Raw genomic sequence first — 17,007 nt, 5'->3', positions numbered from 1 at the left:
CGACGGCAAGGCCGGTGCCGACACCCTGGACGGCGGTGCCGGCAACGACACCTACGTTATCGACAATGTCGGCGACTCGGTGATCGAACGCGGCACCTCCCTGGCCGAGATCGACACGGTGCTGTCGTCGATCAGCTACACCCTGGGCAATAACCTCGAGAACCTGAGCCTCACCGGCGGCGACCACCTCGACGCCACCGGTAACGCGTTGGGCAACCGTCTGATCGGCAACGCCGGCAACAACGTTCTGGATGGCGGAGCCGGGGCCGACGTGATGAGCGGCGGCAGCGGCAACGACACTTACATCGTCGACAACCTCAAGGACGTAATCACCGAGACCAGCGCCCTGGCGAGCGAAATCGACACCGTGCGTTCCTCGGCCAGCTGGACCCTGGGCGCCAATCTGGAAAACCTCACCCTCACCGGCAGCAATAACCTCAACGGTGTCGGCAACACATTGAATAATGTGCTGACCGGCAATAGCGGCAATAACCTGCTCAATGGCGGAGCGGGCAACGACCTGCTCGACGGTGGTGCGGGCAATGACTTACTGGTGGGAAGTCTGGGTGCAGACACCCTCACCGGGGGCTCCGGTGCCGACCGGTTTATTTTCAGTTTGATAAGCGAGCTGGGCAAAGGAGTGAACAGCGATTTCATCACCGACTTCAGCAACCTGCAGGGCGACAAGATCGACCTGTCGAAACTCGATGCCAATATCCTCACCACTGCGTTCAACGCCTTCACTTTCATTGATTCGAATGCATTCACAGGGGCAGGACAACTGCGTTTCGAACATCATGTGCTGTACGGCAACGTCAACGGCACGCTGGGTGCGGACTTCGAAATCCAGCTAGTTGGCGTGGATAACTTCAGTGCCAATGATCTGGTGGCATGACAACGGCAATACCATGAAAAACGCCCCGACTTGTTCGGGGCGTTTTCCGTTTAACACTGCAATTGTCCCTTAGTTAAGACAGAACCCCCAGCTCCTTCGCCCGCGCCACCGCCTGCGTGCGCCGCTCAACCCCTAACTTACTGTTGATATGACTGGCATGGGTCTTGACCGTGTGCAGCGAAATAAACAACTGATCGCTGATTTCCTGGTTCGAACACCCTTGGGCGATCAGTCGCAGAACGGCCAGTTCACGCGTACTGAGCTGTTCGGCCGCGGGCGATGACTCCAGCGCCGGGCGGGAGGTCATGGCCGGAAGTTTTTCCGAGAGACTCTGCGAAACGGCCGTCGGCGCACAGAGTTGAAGTTGCCCGCGTAGCCAGTCCGCGTGCGCGGCCAGCAAGGGATCAAACGGTTGCAGGACACCTCCGGCGGCCGCTTCCAAAGCCTGAGTCAGCGCCTTGCGCGCCTCGGGTTCGCGCCCACCCGCCAGCAACAGCATGATTTTCTGACTGAGCGCCATCACGCTGAGCATCTGCCGGCCGCTGTGCTGACCGTGTTCATGCAACGCATTCAAGCGCCCTTCGGCGAGCATGGGCTGGCCCTTCATCATGTCCAGCACCGCCTGTTGCAGTTCAATGTGCAGCGGCAGTTGCGGATGGAATTCCGGCGGGGCTGCCGGGTGCTCGCCGTTGTAGGTCTGACCCAATCGCGTGAGCCAGGCTTCGGCGAGGTCGGTGCGGCCCTGGGCCAGCCAGAGTTCGCATTTGACCAGGGTGATCATCGCCAGGTAGTAAATCGGCGGGACATCCCAGATATGCATCAGACGCTCGGCTTCGGAGAGTTCGGCGAAGGCTTTGGCAAATTCGCCGTTGTAGCCATCCAGCCGTGCGATCACGCAATGGCCGATCAGCACGCTGATGTCGCGACAGGCCCTGGCTTCGCCCAACCCGGCTTGCAAACGTGCCCGCGCAGCCTGGGGTTGCAAGCGCAGAGCGAGCAAGAATCCTTCGTATAACGTCAGCCGCGCGCGCACGGCGTACAGCCGTTGCGGGGATAAGCCTTGCAGGCGTTGCAGCCCTTGGCGAACCTCATCCAGTGAGCGAAGAATCTCGCCGCGCGCTTGCAGTACACGAGCGCGGTCGTAATGGGCCAGAGCCTCGAACAACGGATTACCGACTCGTTGTGCCAGTTCAAGGGACTCACGATTCAGCCCTCGTGCCCGCCAAAGGTCGCTGTCGGCAATGGCCAGGTTCGACAATGTCGAGAGGCACATCAGGCGCTGCCCATAGCGTTTGGCCGGCAGGCTCTCCAGCGCTTCGGTGCAATAGCGCAACGTCAGCTCGCGATTGCCCCGGCCCCGGGCGATGATGCCGCTCAGGGCCAGCCATTGCGCCAGCATGGACTTTTGCGCAGTGGCCGACGGCGCCGGCAGGAAGCGGCTCAGATGGCTGGCCAGCTCCTCGGCGGCGTCCAGTTGGCAGGCCAGCCCCAACGCCCAGCTGTAGAGCACGATCAGTCGTGGTGTGCTGATCAGCAGGCTGTCGGGCAGGTCCATTTTCCAGCGCAGCAGCATGCCAACGTTCTGCTCGGCCAGCAGCTGTTCTTCGGAAAGGTTTTGCACCAGATTCGCCGCAACATCCAGATGCCCGGCACGCAATGCCTGCTCCACCGCCTCATCGAGTAACCCTTGGGAATTGAACCAGCGGCAGGCACGCAGATGCAGGCTGGCCGTCGGCACCATCGCCTGGGCGGTGGGCCGGCTGCGCAACAGGTCGGAAAACAAGTGGTGATAGCGATACCAGTGACCGTGTTCGTCCAGCGGCACCAGAAACACCTGATGCGCCAACAGGAAACGCAGGATCTCGGCACTGTCATGGGCTTCGCGCACGGCGTCGCACAACTCGCTGCAAAAACGCTCCTGGGGCGCGGTGTCGTACAGGAATGACTGCACCTCGGCGGGCAGGCAATCGATGACTTCTTCAAGCAGGTAATCGCGAATCAGCCCTTCCCCACCGTACAGCGATTGCGGCAATGCGCCCTCGCTGCCCGCCTCGGAGGCCGCCAGCAACCAGAAGCGCAGCCCGGCCACCCAGCCTTCGCTGCGCTGGATCAAACTCTCCAGCGCCTCGCCACGCAACGAAATGCTGTGCCGATCCAGCAGGCTCAGAGTTTCATCGTGGGTCAGTCGAAGATCCTGCTCATGCAGCTCGAGCAGTTGCCGCGACAGTCGCAGGCGTGCCAGATGCCAGTCGGGACGTTGCCGACTGGTGACCATGACCAGCAGACCATCGGGCAAATGATTGAGAAAAAATTGCAGGCAACGATCAAGCACCGCCCCCTGGGCCAGATGATAGTCATCGAGTACCAGTAACAGCGGCGTCTTGGTTGAAAGGTGCACAGCCAGTTCATCGAGCAAACCGTCCAGCCATTCTTCGAAGGCGAACGGCTGATGGCGTTGGCGCATTTTCAGCAGCCCCAGCGCCTGGCTGCCCAGTTGTGGAAAATATTCCTGAAGACCTTCGAGCAGACGCTCAAGAAAACGACCCGGATCGCTGTCCCGTGGACTTAACCCCAGCCACAGGCTTTGCCAGTGATTCGGCAACCCCTGGCAAAACTCCACCGCTAATGAACTCTTGCCGAACCCCGCCGGCGCGCTGACCAGCAATAGCCTGCCACCGAGACCGGCGCCCAGACGCTCGCATAAACGCGGCCGCAAGACATGGCCATCGGGCAGCGGAGGCCGGAAAAAACGTCCGTCCAATGTGGCGACGGCAACGCTTGCAGGGCCCGGAAGTGGGGACAGATCAGTCATGGCCGGCTCTTGTTTGAAAGGCTGATGGCGGCGTTACAGATGTCCGCAGCCTAGCGGTAAACGAAGAGCTATTGAAGGTTATTGCTACAAATGGCTACAAAAAGACTACGAACAAAAGTGTCGACGAACCGACCAGCCTCGCAGACCCCGTAGCAGCTGCCGAGCCTGCGAGGCTGCGTTCGGCTGCGCAGCAGTCGTCAAACCAGAACTTGCGGTGCATCAGGCAGACCGCGTCAGCCTGATTCACGACTGCTGCGCAGCCGAACGCAGCCTCGCAAGCTCGACAGCTGCTACCAGCGAACGCAGCCTCGCAGGCTCGGCAGCTGCTACAACGATATTCATGAGCTTCCAAAAAAAACGCCCCGAACCAGTCGGGGCGTTTTTTCGAGGATGCGGCCTCGGTCTACAACGTATTAGCGAACGCCTTCCTGACGCAAGGCTGCCGGCGTGAAGTCGGCGGTACTTGCGGTGAAGCCGAAGTTATACGCCGACTTCTCTTCGTTCTTCATGCCCAGTGCCAGGTAGCGACCCGATTGCAGGTCGTACAGGGTTTCGAGGGTGTACCACGGCACTTGCTTGTCGTAGTAGTTCTGGGAGTGAGCCTCGGCGACGCGCCACAGTTGCCCGCGACCGTCGTAGTGGTCGACCACCGCCGCTTGCCAGGTGTCTTCGTCGATGTAGAAGTCACGTTTGGCGTAGATGTGACGCTGACCGTCCTTCAGGGTCGCAACCACATGCCAGACCCTGCGCAGTTCATAGCGAGTCAGGTCCTGGTTGATATGGCCGGCCTTGATGATGTCGGCGTACTTCAATTGCGGCGAGTCGAGCTTGTAGCTGTTGGAGGCGATGTACATCTCTTTCTTGCCTTCGAGCTTCCAGTCATAGCGATCCGGCGCACCGTTGTACATGTCCAGGTTGTCGGAGGTACGCAGGCCATCGGCAGCGGTCCCCGGCCCGTCATAGGACACTTGCGGCGCACGACGCACACGACGCTGACCGGCGTTATAGACCCACGCCGAACGTGGCTCTTTAACCTGGTCGAGGGTTTCGTGCACCAGTAGCACACCACCGGCCAGGCGCGCCGGCGCGGTCACTTTCTGCTTGAAGTAGAACAGGATGTTGCCCGGGTTTTTCGGGTCGTAATCTTTCATCTTGTCGCGGAAGACGAACTGATCCTCGAAGTACACCAGGCTGAACGAGCCGTTCGGCTGTGGCGTGGCCTGGGTGATCAGACGGGTCACACTGCCACCGCGATAACGGGTGATATGGTTCCAGATGACTTCAACGCCGCTTTTCGGAATCGGGAACGGGATCGCCGTTTCGAAGTTTTCCAGACCGTTGCCGCCAGACACCAGATTGGTGCTGGTGGCGTTCTTCTTGATCGAGGCAAACACCTCATCCGGCACGGTGGCACCGCGATGGGACGGGTAGACCGGCATCTTGAAGGTTTCGGGGTAGCGCTTGAACATCGCGTACTGACCCGGCGCGAGCTTGTCCTTGTACTGGTCGACGTTTTGCGCGGTGATGGTGAACTGCGGTTTTTCACTCGGGAACGGGTCAGCCAGGAAACCCTTGCTGTCCACGGCACCGGCGTTTTTCGGCAGGGGTTTCCAGGCCGGAATCGAACCGTCGGCGTTGCCCGCCATTTCCGCGCCCATCGGGGTCAGGCTCTTGCCCAGCTTGTCCGCTTCTGCCGCCGGGACCGCTGCCATGACGCCGGTTGCCAGCAGCGACAGACCCAGAACGCCAACGTGGAACAGACTTTTTGTTATTTTCATAAATGTGTTCGTCCTGAAAATGCAGTGCTTAGAAGTTCACGCCGAAGCTGAGTGCAACGAAGTCGCGATCATCCACGGTGGTGTACTCGCCGTCGAAGAAGTTGGTGTAGGCCAGGCTCGCGGTGTAAGTGTTCTGGTATTCGGCATCGACCCCCAGGCTCACCGCTTTACGACCTTCCTCGAAGTTGCCGCCAGGGCCTGGCGAGTAACCGCTCACGTCGTGGGACCAGGCCACGTTCGGCTTGAGGTTCACACCGGCGAACACGTCGTTGTATTCCCAGATGGCGCGACCGCGATAACCCCACGACATCGCCGTGGTGAAGCCCTCGTCTTCGCAATTGCGGCTACGGTTGTTGGTTGCAGCACCCGCGCCCGCACCGTTGATGGTGCTGGTATTGAGGATCGCCGAACAGGTGTTGAGGCCGCCGGTAGCCGGCAGTTCACCAGGACCATAGACCGGGTCGCGGCCGTAACGGATTTCGGAGCTGCTTTCCAGGCCGCCAACATGGGTCACGCCCACTTCGCCCACCAGGGTCAGACGGCTGGCGCCCATGACTTGATCGAAGAAGTGCGTCAGCGTGGTCTGGAACTGGGTAATTTCCTTGCGGCGATAACCGTGCAGATCCTGACCCGGTACACCAGGGAGCAGCGAAGCGTTGGCCAAGGCACCGCCCAATGGGCGTACGCCGGCAAACAGGATGTCAGTGGAGTTGAGCTGCACTGGCGCGTTCGGACGGTAGCTGATCTCACCGCTCCACGCCGTACCGGTCGGTAGCGTGGTGGAGAAGCTCAAGCCGTAGAGACGGATGTCTTCAGGGTACTCGACGAAGTACTCGGAATTACCGGCGACCACCAGCGGCCCCAGCGCGCGGAACGCCGCCGGCAAAGCTGCCACGCCGTTGTAGATCGATTGCGGAGCACCTGTGGCGCTGAAGATCGGCGCCCGGCTGTGGTAGTTCATGAAGTAGGCGCCGAACTCGGTGTCGAGTGGTTCGAACATGTACTTCAAGGACGCGCCCCACTGGCCGCTGTCTCGCGCATCGCGATCCGGACCGCGACGCACCAGCACACCTTCCTCGTTGACGTCGACGCCCGCGGCGGCCAATGGGCCCAATGCGATGGCTGGAATGGTCGAACGCTTGTTCAGCACACGCAGATTGTCTTCGCAGCCGTCGGCAATAATGTCCGGCTGGGAGAAGAAGGTGCCGCAGTTATCGACAACCGTCTGATCCCATTCGAGCTGATAGAACGCTTCGGCCGACAGGTTGTCGGTCAGGCTCTGGGACACATAGAACATGTTGACCGGAATCAGACCTTCCTTGACTTCGGCACCTGGACGACGGAACGCGGACACGTCAATCGGGTTGATCGAGTTGATGCCGCCACCGATGAACGTACTTTCCCCCCAGCTCACGACCTGCTTGCCCAGACGGACGGAACCCGGCTGATCGGCAATGGCGTAGTTGTGGTAGACGAAAGCGTCGAGGATCTGGCCACCGGAGGACTTGGCGCCCTCCTTGCGGTTGCTGTCGCTGATGTCTTTGAACTCGCGGCTTTCATCCTTGAGTTCGAAGTCGTACCAGTATTTGCCCCGGACGAAGACACCGGTGTCGCCGTATTTCAATTCAAGGTCATGGATGCCCTTGAAGATCTTCGAGAAGGTTTCGCCGCTCTTGAAGTTGTTGTGACCGTCATCAGACGTCTGGGACAGGCCGTGGCCCCCGTTATTGACGCCGATGAGGTTCTTGTTCGGGCTCTGAGTAGACCAACTGGCCCCGATCGACAGGGATGAGTCGAATTGACCTTCGATCTCACCGACGTTGAAACTGACGCCGAATGCAGGCCCGGCGAGCGAAGAGGCAAGACTGACCGCCAGGGGCAGTTTCGCCCGGCGCCAGAACTGGTTTACTGATGTCATCGACGCTACTCCATGTGCATTATTGTTATGGCTGGGTACTTTTAAAAACGTTGTGGGTGACCGAAAGCCAGGTGGTTCCGACGTCACGCCAAAGTTGCATCGCCCCGTTTTGTGCGCGCTCCGTTCTTAAAAATTCCTTGAGCGGACTATAGCCAGCAGGTAGTAGTGCTTGATCCCTCTAAAGTGTGATTTGCAGCTGCCGGCCACTCTGGAACAGTCCTTTCGCCAGTCCGACACCTGTCGGCACGGCAAGGATGGCTGAAAATTCGGATTTCACAAGTCAAGCGCTTGCTTGGTGGGTCTGGCGCGCCGTTTTCGGCGCGCCAGAAGACGCTTAAAGCGTCGAGAGGAAGGTACTGTTGTTAGCCTGCCATTCGGTGATGTCGACGCGGATGCGCTTCTTGTCGAGTTTGCCGACACTGGTCTTGGGAATTTCAGTAACAATGGCGATCTGGCTCGGGATGGCCCACTTGCTCAGGTGCCCCTGTTCGACGAACGGCTTGAGGTGTTCCTTGAGTTCCTTGGCCCCGATCTCATGCCCTTCCCTGACGACCAACAGCGCAAACGGCCGCTCGCCCCACTGCGGATCGGCGATGCCCACCACCGCTACTTCGCGTACCGCAGGGTGGCGGCTGATCAGGTCTTCCAGGTCCAGGGAGGAAATCCATTCGCCGCCGGTCTTGATCACGTCCTTGATCCGGTCGCGAATATCGATCACGCCCATGCTGTCCAGGGTCGCCACGTCGCCGGTGTGCAACCAGCCTCCGGCCCAGAGCTCCGCGCCTTTCTGCGCCTCGTTGAAATAGCCCTCGGTGAGCCACGGGGCACGCAGCACCAGTTCGCCCTGGGTCTCGCCATCGGCAGGCAGGAAGTTGCCGTCGGTGTCAACGATCGCCGCCTCGACCAATGGCCCCGGCACACCGGCCTTGATCCGGTAAGTAATGCGTTCGTCTTCGGTGCCGGCCATCAGCTCATCGTTGAGGTGCGCGCACGATACCAATGGGCCGGTTTCCGACATGCCGTAAGCGGCGGTCAACTGAATACCCTTGGCTTTGGCCGCTTCATACAGCGCACGGTTGAGCGCACTGCCGCCGATAACGATTTTCCAGCCGCCGAAATCGGTGTTTTGCGCCGCTTTGGCATTGAGGACCATTTGCAGAATGGTTGGCACGCAGTGGGAAAAGGTCACCTTCTCCTTGCGCCACAACTCCACCAGATACTCGGGATCGTAACGGCCGGGGTAGACCTGCTTGAGCCCGAGCATGGTCGCCACATACGGCAAACCCCAGGCATGCACATGGAACATCGGGGTAATCGGCATGTACACATCATTGGTGCCCAGCAGGCGCACGCTGTCGATGGAGCCCATGATGGTCGACACGCCCATGGTGTGCAGCACCAGTTGCCGGTGGGTGAAATACACGCCTTTGGGGTTACCCGTGGTGCCGGTGGTATAGAACGTGGTGGCAACCGAGTTTTCGTCGAAGTCTTCAAAGTCGTATTGGGTGCTGGCGGCAGCCAGCAATTGCTCGTATTCGCCAATCAGGTTCGGCAGTTCGGCGGTTTTTTCCGGCAAGTCGGTCAGCAGCAGGGTTTTTTCCACGGTGGTCAGGTGCCCGGCAATTGCCTTGTACAACCCGACGAACTCGCTGTTGACCAGCACGAAGCGGTCCTCGGCGTGGTTCATGGTGTAGAGAATCTGTTCCGGCGACAGGCGTACGTTGATGGTGTGGATCACCGCACCGATCATCGGGATGGCAAACATGCATTCCAGGTAGCGATGGCTGTCCCAGTCCATCACCGCCACGGTATCCCCGGCCTTCACGCCAGCGGCCGTGAGCACATTGGCCAGCCGCGCGACCCGCTCGATGAGGGTCGGATAGCTGTAGCGCAATTGATCGCGATAAATGATTTCGCGGGTTTTTTCGTAACGGGCACCGGACATCAGCAGCCGTTTAATCAACAGCGGATACTGGTAAGCGCCCTCGGCCGGGGGAATAACGCGAGTCTGCAACATAAGAGTCCCTTTTCTGACTGCACGGTCTTGGTTTCTAAAGCTAAGCACTCTAGAGCCCTTGAACGCCAGCCAAATCAGCCGAAGGGATGATTTGCACAGACGTACAGATGCTAGCTTTACGCCAGCATTTGCGGAGATTCATGTGTACGAACGCGCAGCTCCTACGAGGGACCGCGCCGTTCGGCAGACTGGTGTTTGATCAATGCATCTCGGTGAATGCGAGTTTCACGCCGATGGCGACCAGCACCGCGCCCATGGTCCGATCGAACCAGTGCCCCATGCGGGCGAAACCGGCGCGCACGCGTTGCTGGCTGAACAGCATCGCCACCAGGCAGAACCAGACAGCCGTCGCCGCGGCCAGGTACACCCCGTAACCGGCCTGTACCGCCAGTGGCGTGTGCGGATTGATCACTACCGTGAACAGCGACAGGAAAAACAACGTGGCTTTCGGGTTCAAGCCGTTGGTCACGAAACCTGAAGTGAAGGCGCCCCGTGCGCAGCGTTCGCCAGCCTCCTGGTGCAGATCGTCAGTTGCAGGTGGGGCCGGTTGCGCACGCAAGGCCTTGAAGCCGATGTACAACAGGTAGGCAGCGGCGGCCCATTTCAGGGCGTTGAACAGCACGATTGACTGAGACACGATCAGCCCGATACCCAACAGCGAATAACCGACGTGCAGGAAAATCGCCGAGCCGACACCCAGCGCCGTCCAGGTTCCGGCACGGCGACCGTGGGTTACGCTCTCACGCACTACCACGGCGAAATCCGGGCCGGGGCTGGCGACGGCCAGCAAGTGAATCAGGGCAACGGTCAAGAACTCTGTCCAGTACATGGGGGCTCCTTTTGGGCAGCGATCAATTGAAAATTCCAGGATGGACGTCACAGCCTATGGCATCTGTAAAACCTGTGGCCACCGCCAACCGTAATGCAAGCCTCGCTCCTACAGTGAACGCAGCCTTGGGCAGCAGCACCATTTTTCATCTGGTAGGCTCGGCAGATTACGCCTTCAGTTCAATGCACAAAAGGTACAGTTGATGACGATCTCTCGCCGCGCCGTTTTTCTCGACCATCCGTCCCTGGACCTCGGCGATCTCGACCTCAATCCATTGCGCGATTGCTTCAGCGAGTTGGAATTGTTCGCGCAGACCACGCCTGATCAGGTGATTGAACGCCTCAAAGGCGCCAGCGTCGCCATCAGCAACAAGATTGTGATCGATGCAGCGGCCATGACGGCCAGCCCGGCATTGAAGCTGATCCTGATCACCGCAACCGGCACCAATAACGTTGACCTCGCCGCCGCTCGTGCCCATGGAATCACCGTTTGCAACTGCCAGGGTTACGGCACGCCGTCGGTGGCTCAGCACACAATCATGTTGTTGCTGAATCTGGCGACGCGTCTGGCCGATTATCAAAAAGCCGTCGCCGAAGGTCGCTGGCAACAAGCGAAACAGTTCTGCCTGCTGGATTACCCGATCGTCGAACTGGAAGGCAAAACCCTCGGCCTGCTTGGCCATGGCGAACTGGGCAGTGCCGTGGCGCGGCTGGCCGAGGCGTTCGGTATGCGCGTGTTGCTGGGGCAGATTCCGGGGCGCCCTGCCCGGCCGGATCGCTTGCCGCTGGAGGAGCTGCTGCCGCAAATCGACGCCCTGACCCTGCACTGTCCGCTCAACGAACACACTCGCCACTTCATTGGCGCCCGCGAACTGGCCTCGATGAAACCCGGGGCCTTCGTGATCAACACCGCGCGCGGTGGTTTGATTGACGAGCACGCATTGGCCGACGCCTTGCGCAACGGTCATCTGGGCGGCGCGGCCACCGACGTGTTGAGCGTCGAACCACCCACCGCGGGCAATCCACTGCTGGCCCAGGATATTCCACGGCTGATCGTCACCCCGCACAACGCCTGGGGCAGCCGCGAGGCGCGGCAAAGAATCGTTGGCCAGTTGACCGAAAACGCCCAAGGTTACTTCAGCGGTCAAGCGCTGCGGGTTGTCAGTTGATAAACTGCGGCACTTTTTTTCAAGGAGCAGAGTATGGATCCGCGCAGTGAAGTACTGCTTCGTCAGGCCGAGTTATTCCAGGGTTCGGTGTTGCTGGCCGGTTTGCCCGCCGATGATTTGCTGGGCCGCTTGCCCGATGCCCACGGTTGGTGCTGGCACGCCGGCGACCAAGCGGCGCTGGACGCCCGTTTCGCCGAGCGCAGCCATTTCGGCGTGAATGCGCCGGAGCGCGGGTTCGACAGCGCTGTGGTATTTCTGCCCAAGTCCAAAGACCTGACCGATTACATCCTCAACGCCCTCGCCTCTCGTTTGGCCGGCCGTGAGTTGTACCTGGTGGGCGAAAAACGCAGCGGTATCGAAGGCGCGGCCAAGCAGCTGAACCCCTTCGGCAAACCCCGCAAGCTCGACAGCGCACGGCATTGCCAGCTCTGGCAGGTCACGGTGGCCAATGCACCAGAAGCCAAGTCGCTGGAAAGCCTGGCCCAGGAATATGAATTGCCATTGGCCGAAGGCCCATTGAAAGTCATCAGCCTGCCGGGCGTGTTCAGCCACGGTCGACTGGATCGCGGCAGCGCCCTGTTGCTGGAACACCTGGACAAATTGCCCAGCGGCCACTTGCTGGATTTCGGGTGTGGCGCGGGGGTGTTGGGAGCGGCGGTCAAGCGGCGTTATCCACATAACCAGGTCACCTTGCTCGATGTGGACGCATTTGCTGCTGCCAGCAGTCGCCTGACCCTGGCTGCCAATGGCCTGGACGCGGAGGTGATGACCGGTGACGGCATCGATGCGGCGCCCATGGGTTTGAGCGCGATCCTGAGCAACCCACCGTTCCATGTCGGCGTACACACCGATTATTTCGCCACCGAGAACTTGCTGCGAAAAGCAGCCAGACATCTGAAAAACGGCGGCGAACTTCGATTGGTAGCGAACAGCTTCCTGAAGTATCAACCGCTGATCGAAGAGCACTTGGGCGTGTGTGCGATCAAGGCTGAAGGACAGGGTTTCCGAATCTACCGGGCCAAGCGCGGCTGAAAACACTTTCGAAAAACAGCGCTTGCCCCTGAGCGACGCAGATCCTTGTGGGAGCGTGGCTTGCCCGCGAAGAATACACCGCAGTTTTCAGGTATTACGCGTCATCGTTCTTCGCGGGCAAGCCACGCTCCCACAGGTTCTGCCACTTAACGACTGACATTGGGGCTTGCCCAATCGGTTTTGCCTAGGCAGAATCCGCTCCGTCCTAGGGGAGTAGTCTCCCACGAGCGCCATGCTCGTCCGGCATACGTCAACATACTTGGTCAAAAGACCATGGCGTATGCGACCCAAGCGTCCGCACCAGACGGCTCGCAGGGTTTGACAAGACCTATGACACGAACACCTTACCCGGGGCGGGAAGGCTGTACGTGTCATAGCCGTGTCGACCCGCCCCTTAGGAAAACCCTGATGATGCTGGACTCCCTGCTCGTTCCCACCGCAATCGTTGCCTTGGCCGAAATTGGCGACAAGACGCAACTGCTCGCGCTCATTCTCGCTGCCCGCTTTCGCAAACCCTGGCCGATCATCGCCGGCATCGTCGCCGCGACCCTGGCCAACCACGCGGCGGCCGGTGCGGTAGGCGCCTGGTTCGGCAGTTTCTTCTCGAATGCGACGTTGCACTGGATCCTCGCCGCGAGCTTCGCCGCCACAGCCTTGTGGACGCTGGTGCCGGACAAGATGGACGAAGACGAAGCCAGCACCGCCCGCAAGTTCGGGCCGTTCCTGACGACGCTGATTGCATTCTTCCTCGCGGAAATGGGCGACAAGACCCAAGTCGCAACCGTGATGCTGGCCGCGCAGTACCCGGAATTGTGGCTGGTGATCATCGGCACAACCGCCGGGATGTTGATTGCCAACGTGCCAGTGGTACTGGCAGGTAACTTTGCGGCGGACAAACTGCCTTTGACCCTGATCCGTCGCCTGGCGGCGTCGGCGTTCCTGGTTTTGGCGATTGTTGCGGTGTACAAGGCGATGCAGAGCAGCGGGTGGGTTTGATGCGGTAGGTCGTTAGACCGCATTATCGTTCTTCGCGGGCAAGCCTCGCTCCTACAGGTTTTGTGTCGTACACACTTTATGTAATCGACCGAAAACCTGTAGGAGCGAGGCTTGCCCGCGAAGGCGTCAGCGGCATCAATACCTATCTATCAGGGTTTCGATGCTTTCTCATACAACGGCATCACCTTCGGAATCGCCGCCTGCAAGGCAGAAATCCGACTGGCCGACGCCGGGTGAGTGCTCAGGAACTCTGGTGGTGCACCATTGGAGGCTTTGCTCATCTTGTTCCACAGCGTGATCGCGGCGTTCGGGTTGTACCCGGCGCGGGCGGCCAATTCGAGGCCGATCAGGTCAGCCTCGTTTTCATTGCCGCGACTGTTGGGCAAGGTCATGCCATATTTCGCCACGGTGTCCGCCATCATCAGGCCACCCTCGCCCAGGCCGAACAACGCACCAGCACCCTGCTTGGCCATTTCGATACCGTAAGCCCTGGACATCGCTTCCCGGCCGTGCTCGCGCAGGGCGTGGGCGATTTCATGGCCGATAATGGCGGCGATTTCATCGTCGGTGAGTTGCAGGGTGTCGATCAGCCCGGAGTAAAAAATGATCTTGCCGCCAGGCCCGCAGGAAGCGTTCAGCTCGTCGCTCTTGATCAGGTTCACTTCCCATTGCCACTGCGCCGAATCCGGACGGAACACTGGCGCCTGGGCAATCAGGCGATTGGAGATCGCCTGGACGCGCTTGGCATTGTTACTGGTTTTGTCCAGCACGCCTTTGCTGTTCGCCTCTCCGACGGTCTTTTGATAAGACTGGGCGTACATCTGGTTAACCTCGGCGGTCGACAACATGCTGAACATGTATTGCTTGCGCTCAACGCCCACGGCCCCACCGCTAGTGGTGTTGACCGACTGACAACCGGCGAGCAGCAGACCCGCGCTCAGTGCACACAAAACCAATGTCTTATTCATCAAGAAACTCCCTGGAAACATGCCGCGTATCCTAGGTGGGGATTTGTATCGGCGCCAGATACAACGGACGTGCAGCACCGACATTTCAGACAAAGCCCTCATCACCGTAGGAAAAATTTCACATAACCCATTTAACCCGGGGTCAAACACTCCGGGCCATTAAGCTTCGGATCATTCACCAGGTTCGCCAGCACCCGCTCGCGCAACGCTGCAGGTTCGCTGGCCAACAGCGCCTGCAAGGCATGCAACGGCGTTTCGGGGTCGAGCCAGGCTTGTTGCCCCGCCGCATCGAGAATCAACGGGCGACGCTGACTCGAAGCCGGCTGGGTGATCACCGCCGTACTCAACCACACCTGTTCCTGCACCGGATACGCCTCCCAGATCGCCGCGAAGAACAGCGCCGAACCCTCCCCCGGAGTTAACCAGTACGGACGCTTGCGGGTAGTGCCGCGCCATTCGTAAAAACCATTGGCCGGCAACAGGCAGCGGCGCAAGCGCAAGGCTTCGCGAAACATCGGCTGTTCGGCCACGGTTTCGGCGCGAGCATGGGCCGGAGTGCGGGAAAGGTCGGTCAGCCACGGCGGCGTCAGGCCCCAGCGGGCGCGGGCCAACTCACGTTGCCCGTCTGCGCCGGCACGCAGCATCAACACCGAATCGTTGGGGGAAATATTCCACTGGGCCTGCTGATCGGCGGGGAATCCGGGCAGGGCCGCGAAGGCGGGGTTCCAGCGAAACAGGGCATAACGTCCACACATGGGGCAATACGACTCTTGATCAAACGAACGTCAGCCTAACAGACCAGCGTGCCGGGAAAACTCTCCGGTTCATCACCCGACAGCGGCAGCGCGGCATTGTACGCGGTGATCAGCTCCCGGGCGTATTCGGCCTGATCGTTTTCGACCGATAAGCCCAGCAAGCCGAACATCGGCAATTCCCCGGTGCCGCCGATCAAATGGCGGCCTACCAGATGCGCCTCGATGCCTTCGCTGGCGAGCATGCTTTGCAGCAGTTCGCCTTCCATCAGGTTTTCCGGTTCGTAGATGCGCTGCATAGACCCTCACTCGTTTTCGCTATGAACTTCGAGCAACCATTCGTGACCGTCAGTCTGCAAAACAAAAGTGATGGGGCGGCAACACACAGGGCAATCTTCGATATAGGTCTGATCGCCGCCGGACAAGTCCAGAACAGCCTCAGACTCTTCACCGCAATAGGGGCATTCATAGCGCTCGGTTTCCAGCATCGCGGTCTCCCAAGTGACTTGTGCGTATAATCGCCGGTCTATTTGCAGGGCTATTTTCGTCTGGCTAACTTTTCAGACCGTGCCCCGTTGGTTTTCGATCAAAACCTTTACTTACACTAGCCGTTTCTAACAAGAGAGCATGATGGGCGAATTCGATGCCATCCGACCTTACGACGACAGCGAAGTCCCGGCAGTACTGAACCGGCTGCTGGGCGACAAGGCGTTTCTAGATATCCTCATCCACTTCCGCTTCCCGCGCTATGCCGGTGCCTTCGGCTGGATGCTCAAACCTCTTATATCGCATCGGCTGCGCCGTGAGTTCGCCGGGGTCAATTCGGTGGCTACGCTGCAAGACAAAGTCGAGTTCTATGTCGACCACACCATCGAACGTGCAACCGACGGCGTGACATACACCGGCGTCGAGCAGTTCAAGTCCGGCAGCGCCTACCTGTTCATCGCCAACCACCGCGACATCGTGATGGACCCGGCCTTCGTCAACTACGCCGTGTACCACGCCGGCCTGCCGACTCCGCGCATTGCCATTGGCGACAACCTGCTGCAAAAGCCTTTTGTCAGCGATTTGATGCGCCTGAACAAGAGTTTCATCGTGCACCGTTCGATCACCGGTCGCCGGGAAAAAATGGCGGCGTATCAGTTACTGTCGGCGTACATCAATCACTCGATCCATAACGACTGCGCCTCGATCTGGATCGCCCAGGCTGAAGGCCGGGCCAAGGACGGCGACGACCGCACCGAGTCGGCGATCCTCAAGATGTTTCACATGAGCCGCAAGGACGAACCGTTCGGCGAAGTCATCCGCTCGTTGAACCTCACTCCGGTGTCGATCAGCTATGAATACGACCCGTGCGACCAGGCCAAAGCGCGCGAGCTGTACATCCGAGCCACCACCGGCAGCTACACCAAGGTGCCGGGCGAGGATGACGTGAGCATCGCCAAAGGTATCACCGGTTACAAAGGCCGGGTCCATGTGAATTTTGCCGCGCCGATCACCGAATTGTTCGAAGACACCAAGCAATTGGCGACCGAAATAGACAAGCAGATTCTTGGCGGTTATCGGTTGTTCCCGGTGCATTACCTGGCGTATGCGCAGTGGAAAGACGCCGACCCGCAACTACAGGTGCCGAAAGCGGCCGAGGTATTTGCGGCGGACGAACTGGCCAAGGCACAGGAAGAATGGCAACGCCGGCTGGAGGCTTGCCCTGAGGAGCATCGTCCGTTCCTGGTGCTGCAATATGCGACACCGGTGCGCAATCAGTATCGGGTCAAGGCCGGGTTGCCGCTTTAAGCGATTTTGGCTGGATACGACAACGGCGCCCTGTGGCGAGGGGGCTTG

At 59.7% G+C, this 17,007-nt stretch carries 14 protein-coding genes and 1 riboswitch; of the genes, 5 read left to right on the top strand and 9 right to left on the bottom strand.

All coding sequences use genetic code 11. The annotated features are described in order from the left end of the window. On the top strand, positions 1-895 hold an 895-nt coding region (locus BZL43_RS14170; RefSeq protein ID WP_143517858.1), incomplete at its 5' end, for a calcium-binding protein. Between the two features lie 73 nt (positions 896-968). Here the strand turns inward: BZL43_RS14170 and BZL43_RS14165 are convergent. From BZL43_RS14165 to BZL43_RS14140, 5 genes are all read right to left on the bottom strand, one after another. Next, positions 969-3,707 carry a LuxR C-terminal-related transcriptional regulator gene (locus BZL43_RS14165; protein ID WP_095632879.1) on the bottom strand — a complete coding sequence of 913 codons (2,739 nt, stop codon included), beginning with the start codon at positions 3,705-3,707 and terminating at the stop codon, positions 969-971. A 413-nt stretch (positions 3,708-4,120) separates the two neighbouring features. Then, the gene (locus BZL43_RS14155) at positions 4,121-5,485 is read right to left on the bottom strand and encodes a DUF1329 domain-containing protein (RefSeq protein ID WP_095632878.1); all 1,365 of its coding nucleotides are present in this window, start codon (positions 5,483-5,485) and stop codon (positions 4,121-4,123) included. 28 nt (positions 5,486-5,513) lie between these two features. Further along, on the bottom strand, positions 5,514-7,403 hold the full coding sequence (locus tag BZL43_RS14150) for a DUF1302 domain-containing protein (RefSeq protein WP_095632877.1): 1,890 nt from the start codon (positions 7,401-7,403) through the stop codon (positions 5,514-5,516). 334 nt (positions 7,404-7,737) lie between these two features. Beyond that, positions 7,738-9,420 carry a fatty acid--CoA ligase gene (locus BZL43_RS14145; protein WP_095632876.1) on the bottom strand — a complete coding sequence of 561 codons (1,683 nt, stop codon included), beginning with the start codon at positions 9,418-9,420 and terminating at the stop codon, positions 7,738-7,740. Positions 9,421-9,619: 199 nt separating this feature from the next. Next, positions 9,620-10,249: a LysE family translocator gene (locus tag BZL43_RS14140; RefSeq protein ID WP_095632875.1), complete on the bottom strand. Its 630-nt coding sequence runs from the start codon at positions 10,247-10,249 to the stop codon at positions 9,620-9,622. Positions 10,250-10,451: 202 nt separating this feature from the next. Between BZL43_RS14140 and BZL43_RS14135 the strand changes: the two genes are divergently transcribed. The 3 genes from BZL43_RS14135 to BZL43_RS14125 all read left to right on the top strand — a co-directional run bounded on the left by BZL43_RS14135 (position 10,452) and on the right by BZL43_RS14125 (position 13,445). Beyond that, entirely contained in the window at positions 10,452-11,417 is a 966-nt protein-coding gene (locus BZL43_RS14135; RefSeq protein ID WP_095632874.1) for a 2-hydroxyacid dehydrogenase, read from the top strand. 33 nt (positions 11,418-11,450) lie between these two features. Then, entirely contained in the window at positions 11,451-12,449 is a 999-nt protein-coding gene (locus BZL43_RS14130; RefSeq protein ID WP_095632873.1) for a class I SAM-dependent methyltransferase, read from the top strand. 196 nt (positions 12,450-12,645) lie between these two features. Then, positions 12,646-12,768, top strand: a riboswitch (yybP-ykoY riboswitch). A gap of 92 nt (positions 12,769-12,860) precedes the next feature. Further along, positions 12,861-13,445: a TMEM165/GDT1 family protein gene (locus BZL43_RS14125; protein WP_095632880.1), complete on the top strand. Its 585-nt coding sequence runs from the start codon at positions 12,861-12,863 to the stop codon at positions 13,443-13,445. Between the two features lie 149 nt (positions 13,446-13,594). Here the strand turns inward: BZL43_RS14125 and BZL43_RS14120 are convergent, their stop codons facing one another. From BZL43_RS14120 to BZL43_RS14105, 4 genes are all read right to left on the bottom strand, one after another. Then, positions 13,595-14,413, bottom strand: a complete 819-nt coding sequence (locus tag BZL43_RS14120) for a M48 family metallopeptidase (protein WP_095632872.1) — start codon at positions 14,411-14,413, stop codon at positions 13,595-13,597. A 131-nt stretch (positions 14,414-14,544) separates the two neighbouring features. Then, positions 14,545-15,168: an SOS response-associated peptidase gene (locus tag BZL43_RS14115; RefSeq protein WP_008072136.1), complete on the bottom strand. Its 624-nt coding sequence runs from the start codon at positions 15,166-15,168 to the stop codon at positions 14,545-14,547. A gap of 35 nt (positions 15,169-15,203) precedes the next feature. Then, on the bottom strand, positions 15,204-15,464 hold the full coding sequence (locus BZL43_RS14110; RefSeq protein ID WP_095632871.1) for a putative signal transducing protein: 261 nt from the start codon (positions 15,462-15,464) through the stop codon (positions 15,204-15,206). Positions 15,465-15,470: 6 nt separating this feature from the next. Beyond that, positions 15,471-15,653, bottom strand: coding sequence for a CPXCG motif-containing cysteine-rich protein (locus BZL43_RS14105; protein WP_007905243.1), 183 nt, complete (start codon positions 15,651-15,653; stop codon positions 15,471-15,473). 142 nt (positions 15,654-15,795) lie between these two features. On the opposite strand from BZL43_RS14105, the gene BZL43_RS14100 reads away from it, so the two are divergent. After that, positions 15,796-16,959, top strand: a complete 1,164-nt coding sequence (locus BZL43_RS14100; protein ID WP_177409333.1) for a 1-acyl-sn-glycerol-3-phosphate acyltransferase — start codon at positions 15,796-15,798, stop codon at positions 16,957-16,959. Positions 16,960-17,007: the final 48 nt, after the last annotated feature.

Origin of the sequence: Pseudomonas sp. PICF141, assembly GCF_002286815.1 — a bacterium.
In the GTDB taxonomy this organism is placed as follows: domain Bacteria; phylum Pseudomonadota; class Gammaproteobacteria; order Pseudomonadales; family Pseudomonadaceae; genus Aquipseudomonas.
Note: the sequence above shows the minus strand (reverse complement) of the source record. Positions and strands in the feature narration are given on the sequence as shown.

Excerpts from the sequence above, each read along its gene's own strand:
- BZL43_RS14165 (WP_095632879.1), bottom strand. The coding sequence starts at position 3,707 with ATGACTGATCTGTCCCCACTTCCGGGCCCTGCAAGCGTTGCCGTCGCC.
- BZL43_RS14155 (WP_095632878.1), bottom strand. The coding sequence starts at position 5,485 with ATGAAAATAACAAAAAGTCTGTTCCACGTTGGCGTTCTGGGTCTGTCG.
- BZL43_RS14150 (WP_095632877.1), bottom strand. The coding sequence starts at position 7,403 with ATGACATCAGTAAACCAGTTCTGGCGCCGGGCGAAACTGCCCCTGGCG.
- BZL43_RS14145 (WP_095632876.1), bottom strand. The coding sequence starts at position 9,420 with ATGTTGCAGACTCGCGTTATTCCCCCGGCCGAGGGCGCTTACCAGTAT.
- BZL43_RS14140 (WP_095632875.1), bottom strand. The coding sequence starts at position 10,249 with ATGTACTGGACAGAGTTCTTGACCGTTGCCCTGATTCACTTGCTGGCC.
- BZL43_RS14135 (WP_095632874.1), top strand. The coding sequence starts at position 10,452 with ATGACGATCTCTCGCCGCGCCGTTTTTCTCGACCATCCGTCCCTGGAC.
- BZL43_RS14130 (WP_095632873.1), top strand. The coding sequence starts at position 11,451 with ATGGATCCGCGCAGTGAAGTACTGCTTCGTCAGGCCGAGTTATTCCAG.
- BZL43_RS14125 (WP_095632880.1), top strand. The coding sequence starts at position 12,861 with ATGCTGGACTCCCTGCTCGTTCCCACCGCAATCGTTGCCTTGGCCGAA.
- BZL43_RS14120 (WP_095632872.1), bottom strand. The coding sequence starts at position 14,413 with ATGAATAAGACATTGGTTTTGTGTGCACTGAGCGCGGGTCTGCTGCTC.
- BZL43_RS14115 (WP_008072136.1), bottom strand. The coding sequence starts at position 15,168 with ATGTGTGGACGTTATGCCCTGTTTCGCTGGAACCCCGCCTTCGCGGCC.
- BZL43_RS14110 (WP_095632871.1), bottom strand. The coding sequence starts at position 15,464 with ATGCAGCGCATCTACGAACCGGAAAACCTGATGGAAGGCGAACTGCTG.
- BZL43_RS14105 (WP_007905243.1), bottom strand. The coding sequence starts at position 15,653 with ATGCTGGAAACCGAGCGCTATGAATGCCCCTATTGCGGTGAAGAGTCT.
- BZL43_RS14100 (WP_177409333.1), top strand. The coding sequence starts at position 15,796 with ATGGGCGAATTCGATGCCATCCGACCTTACGACGACAGCGAAGTCCCG.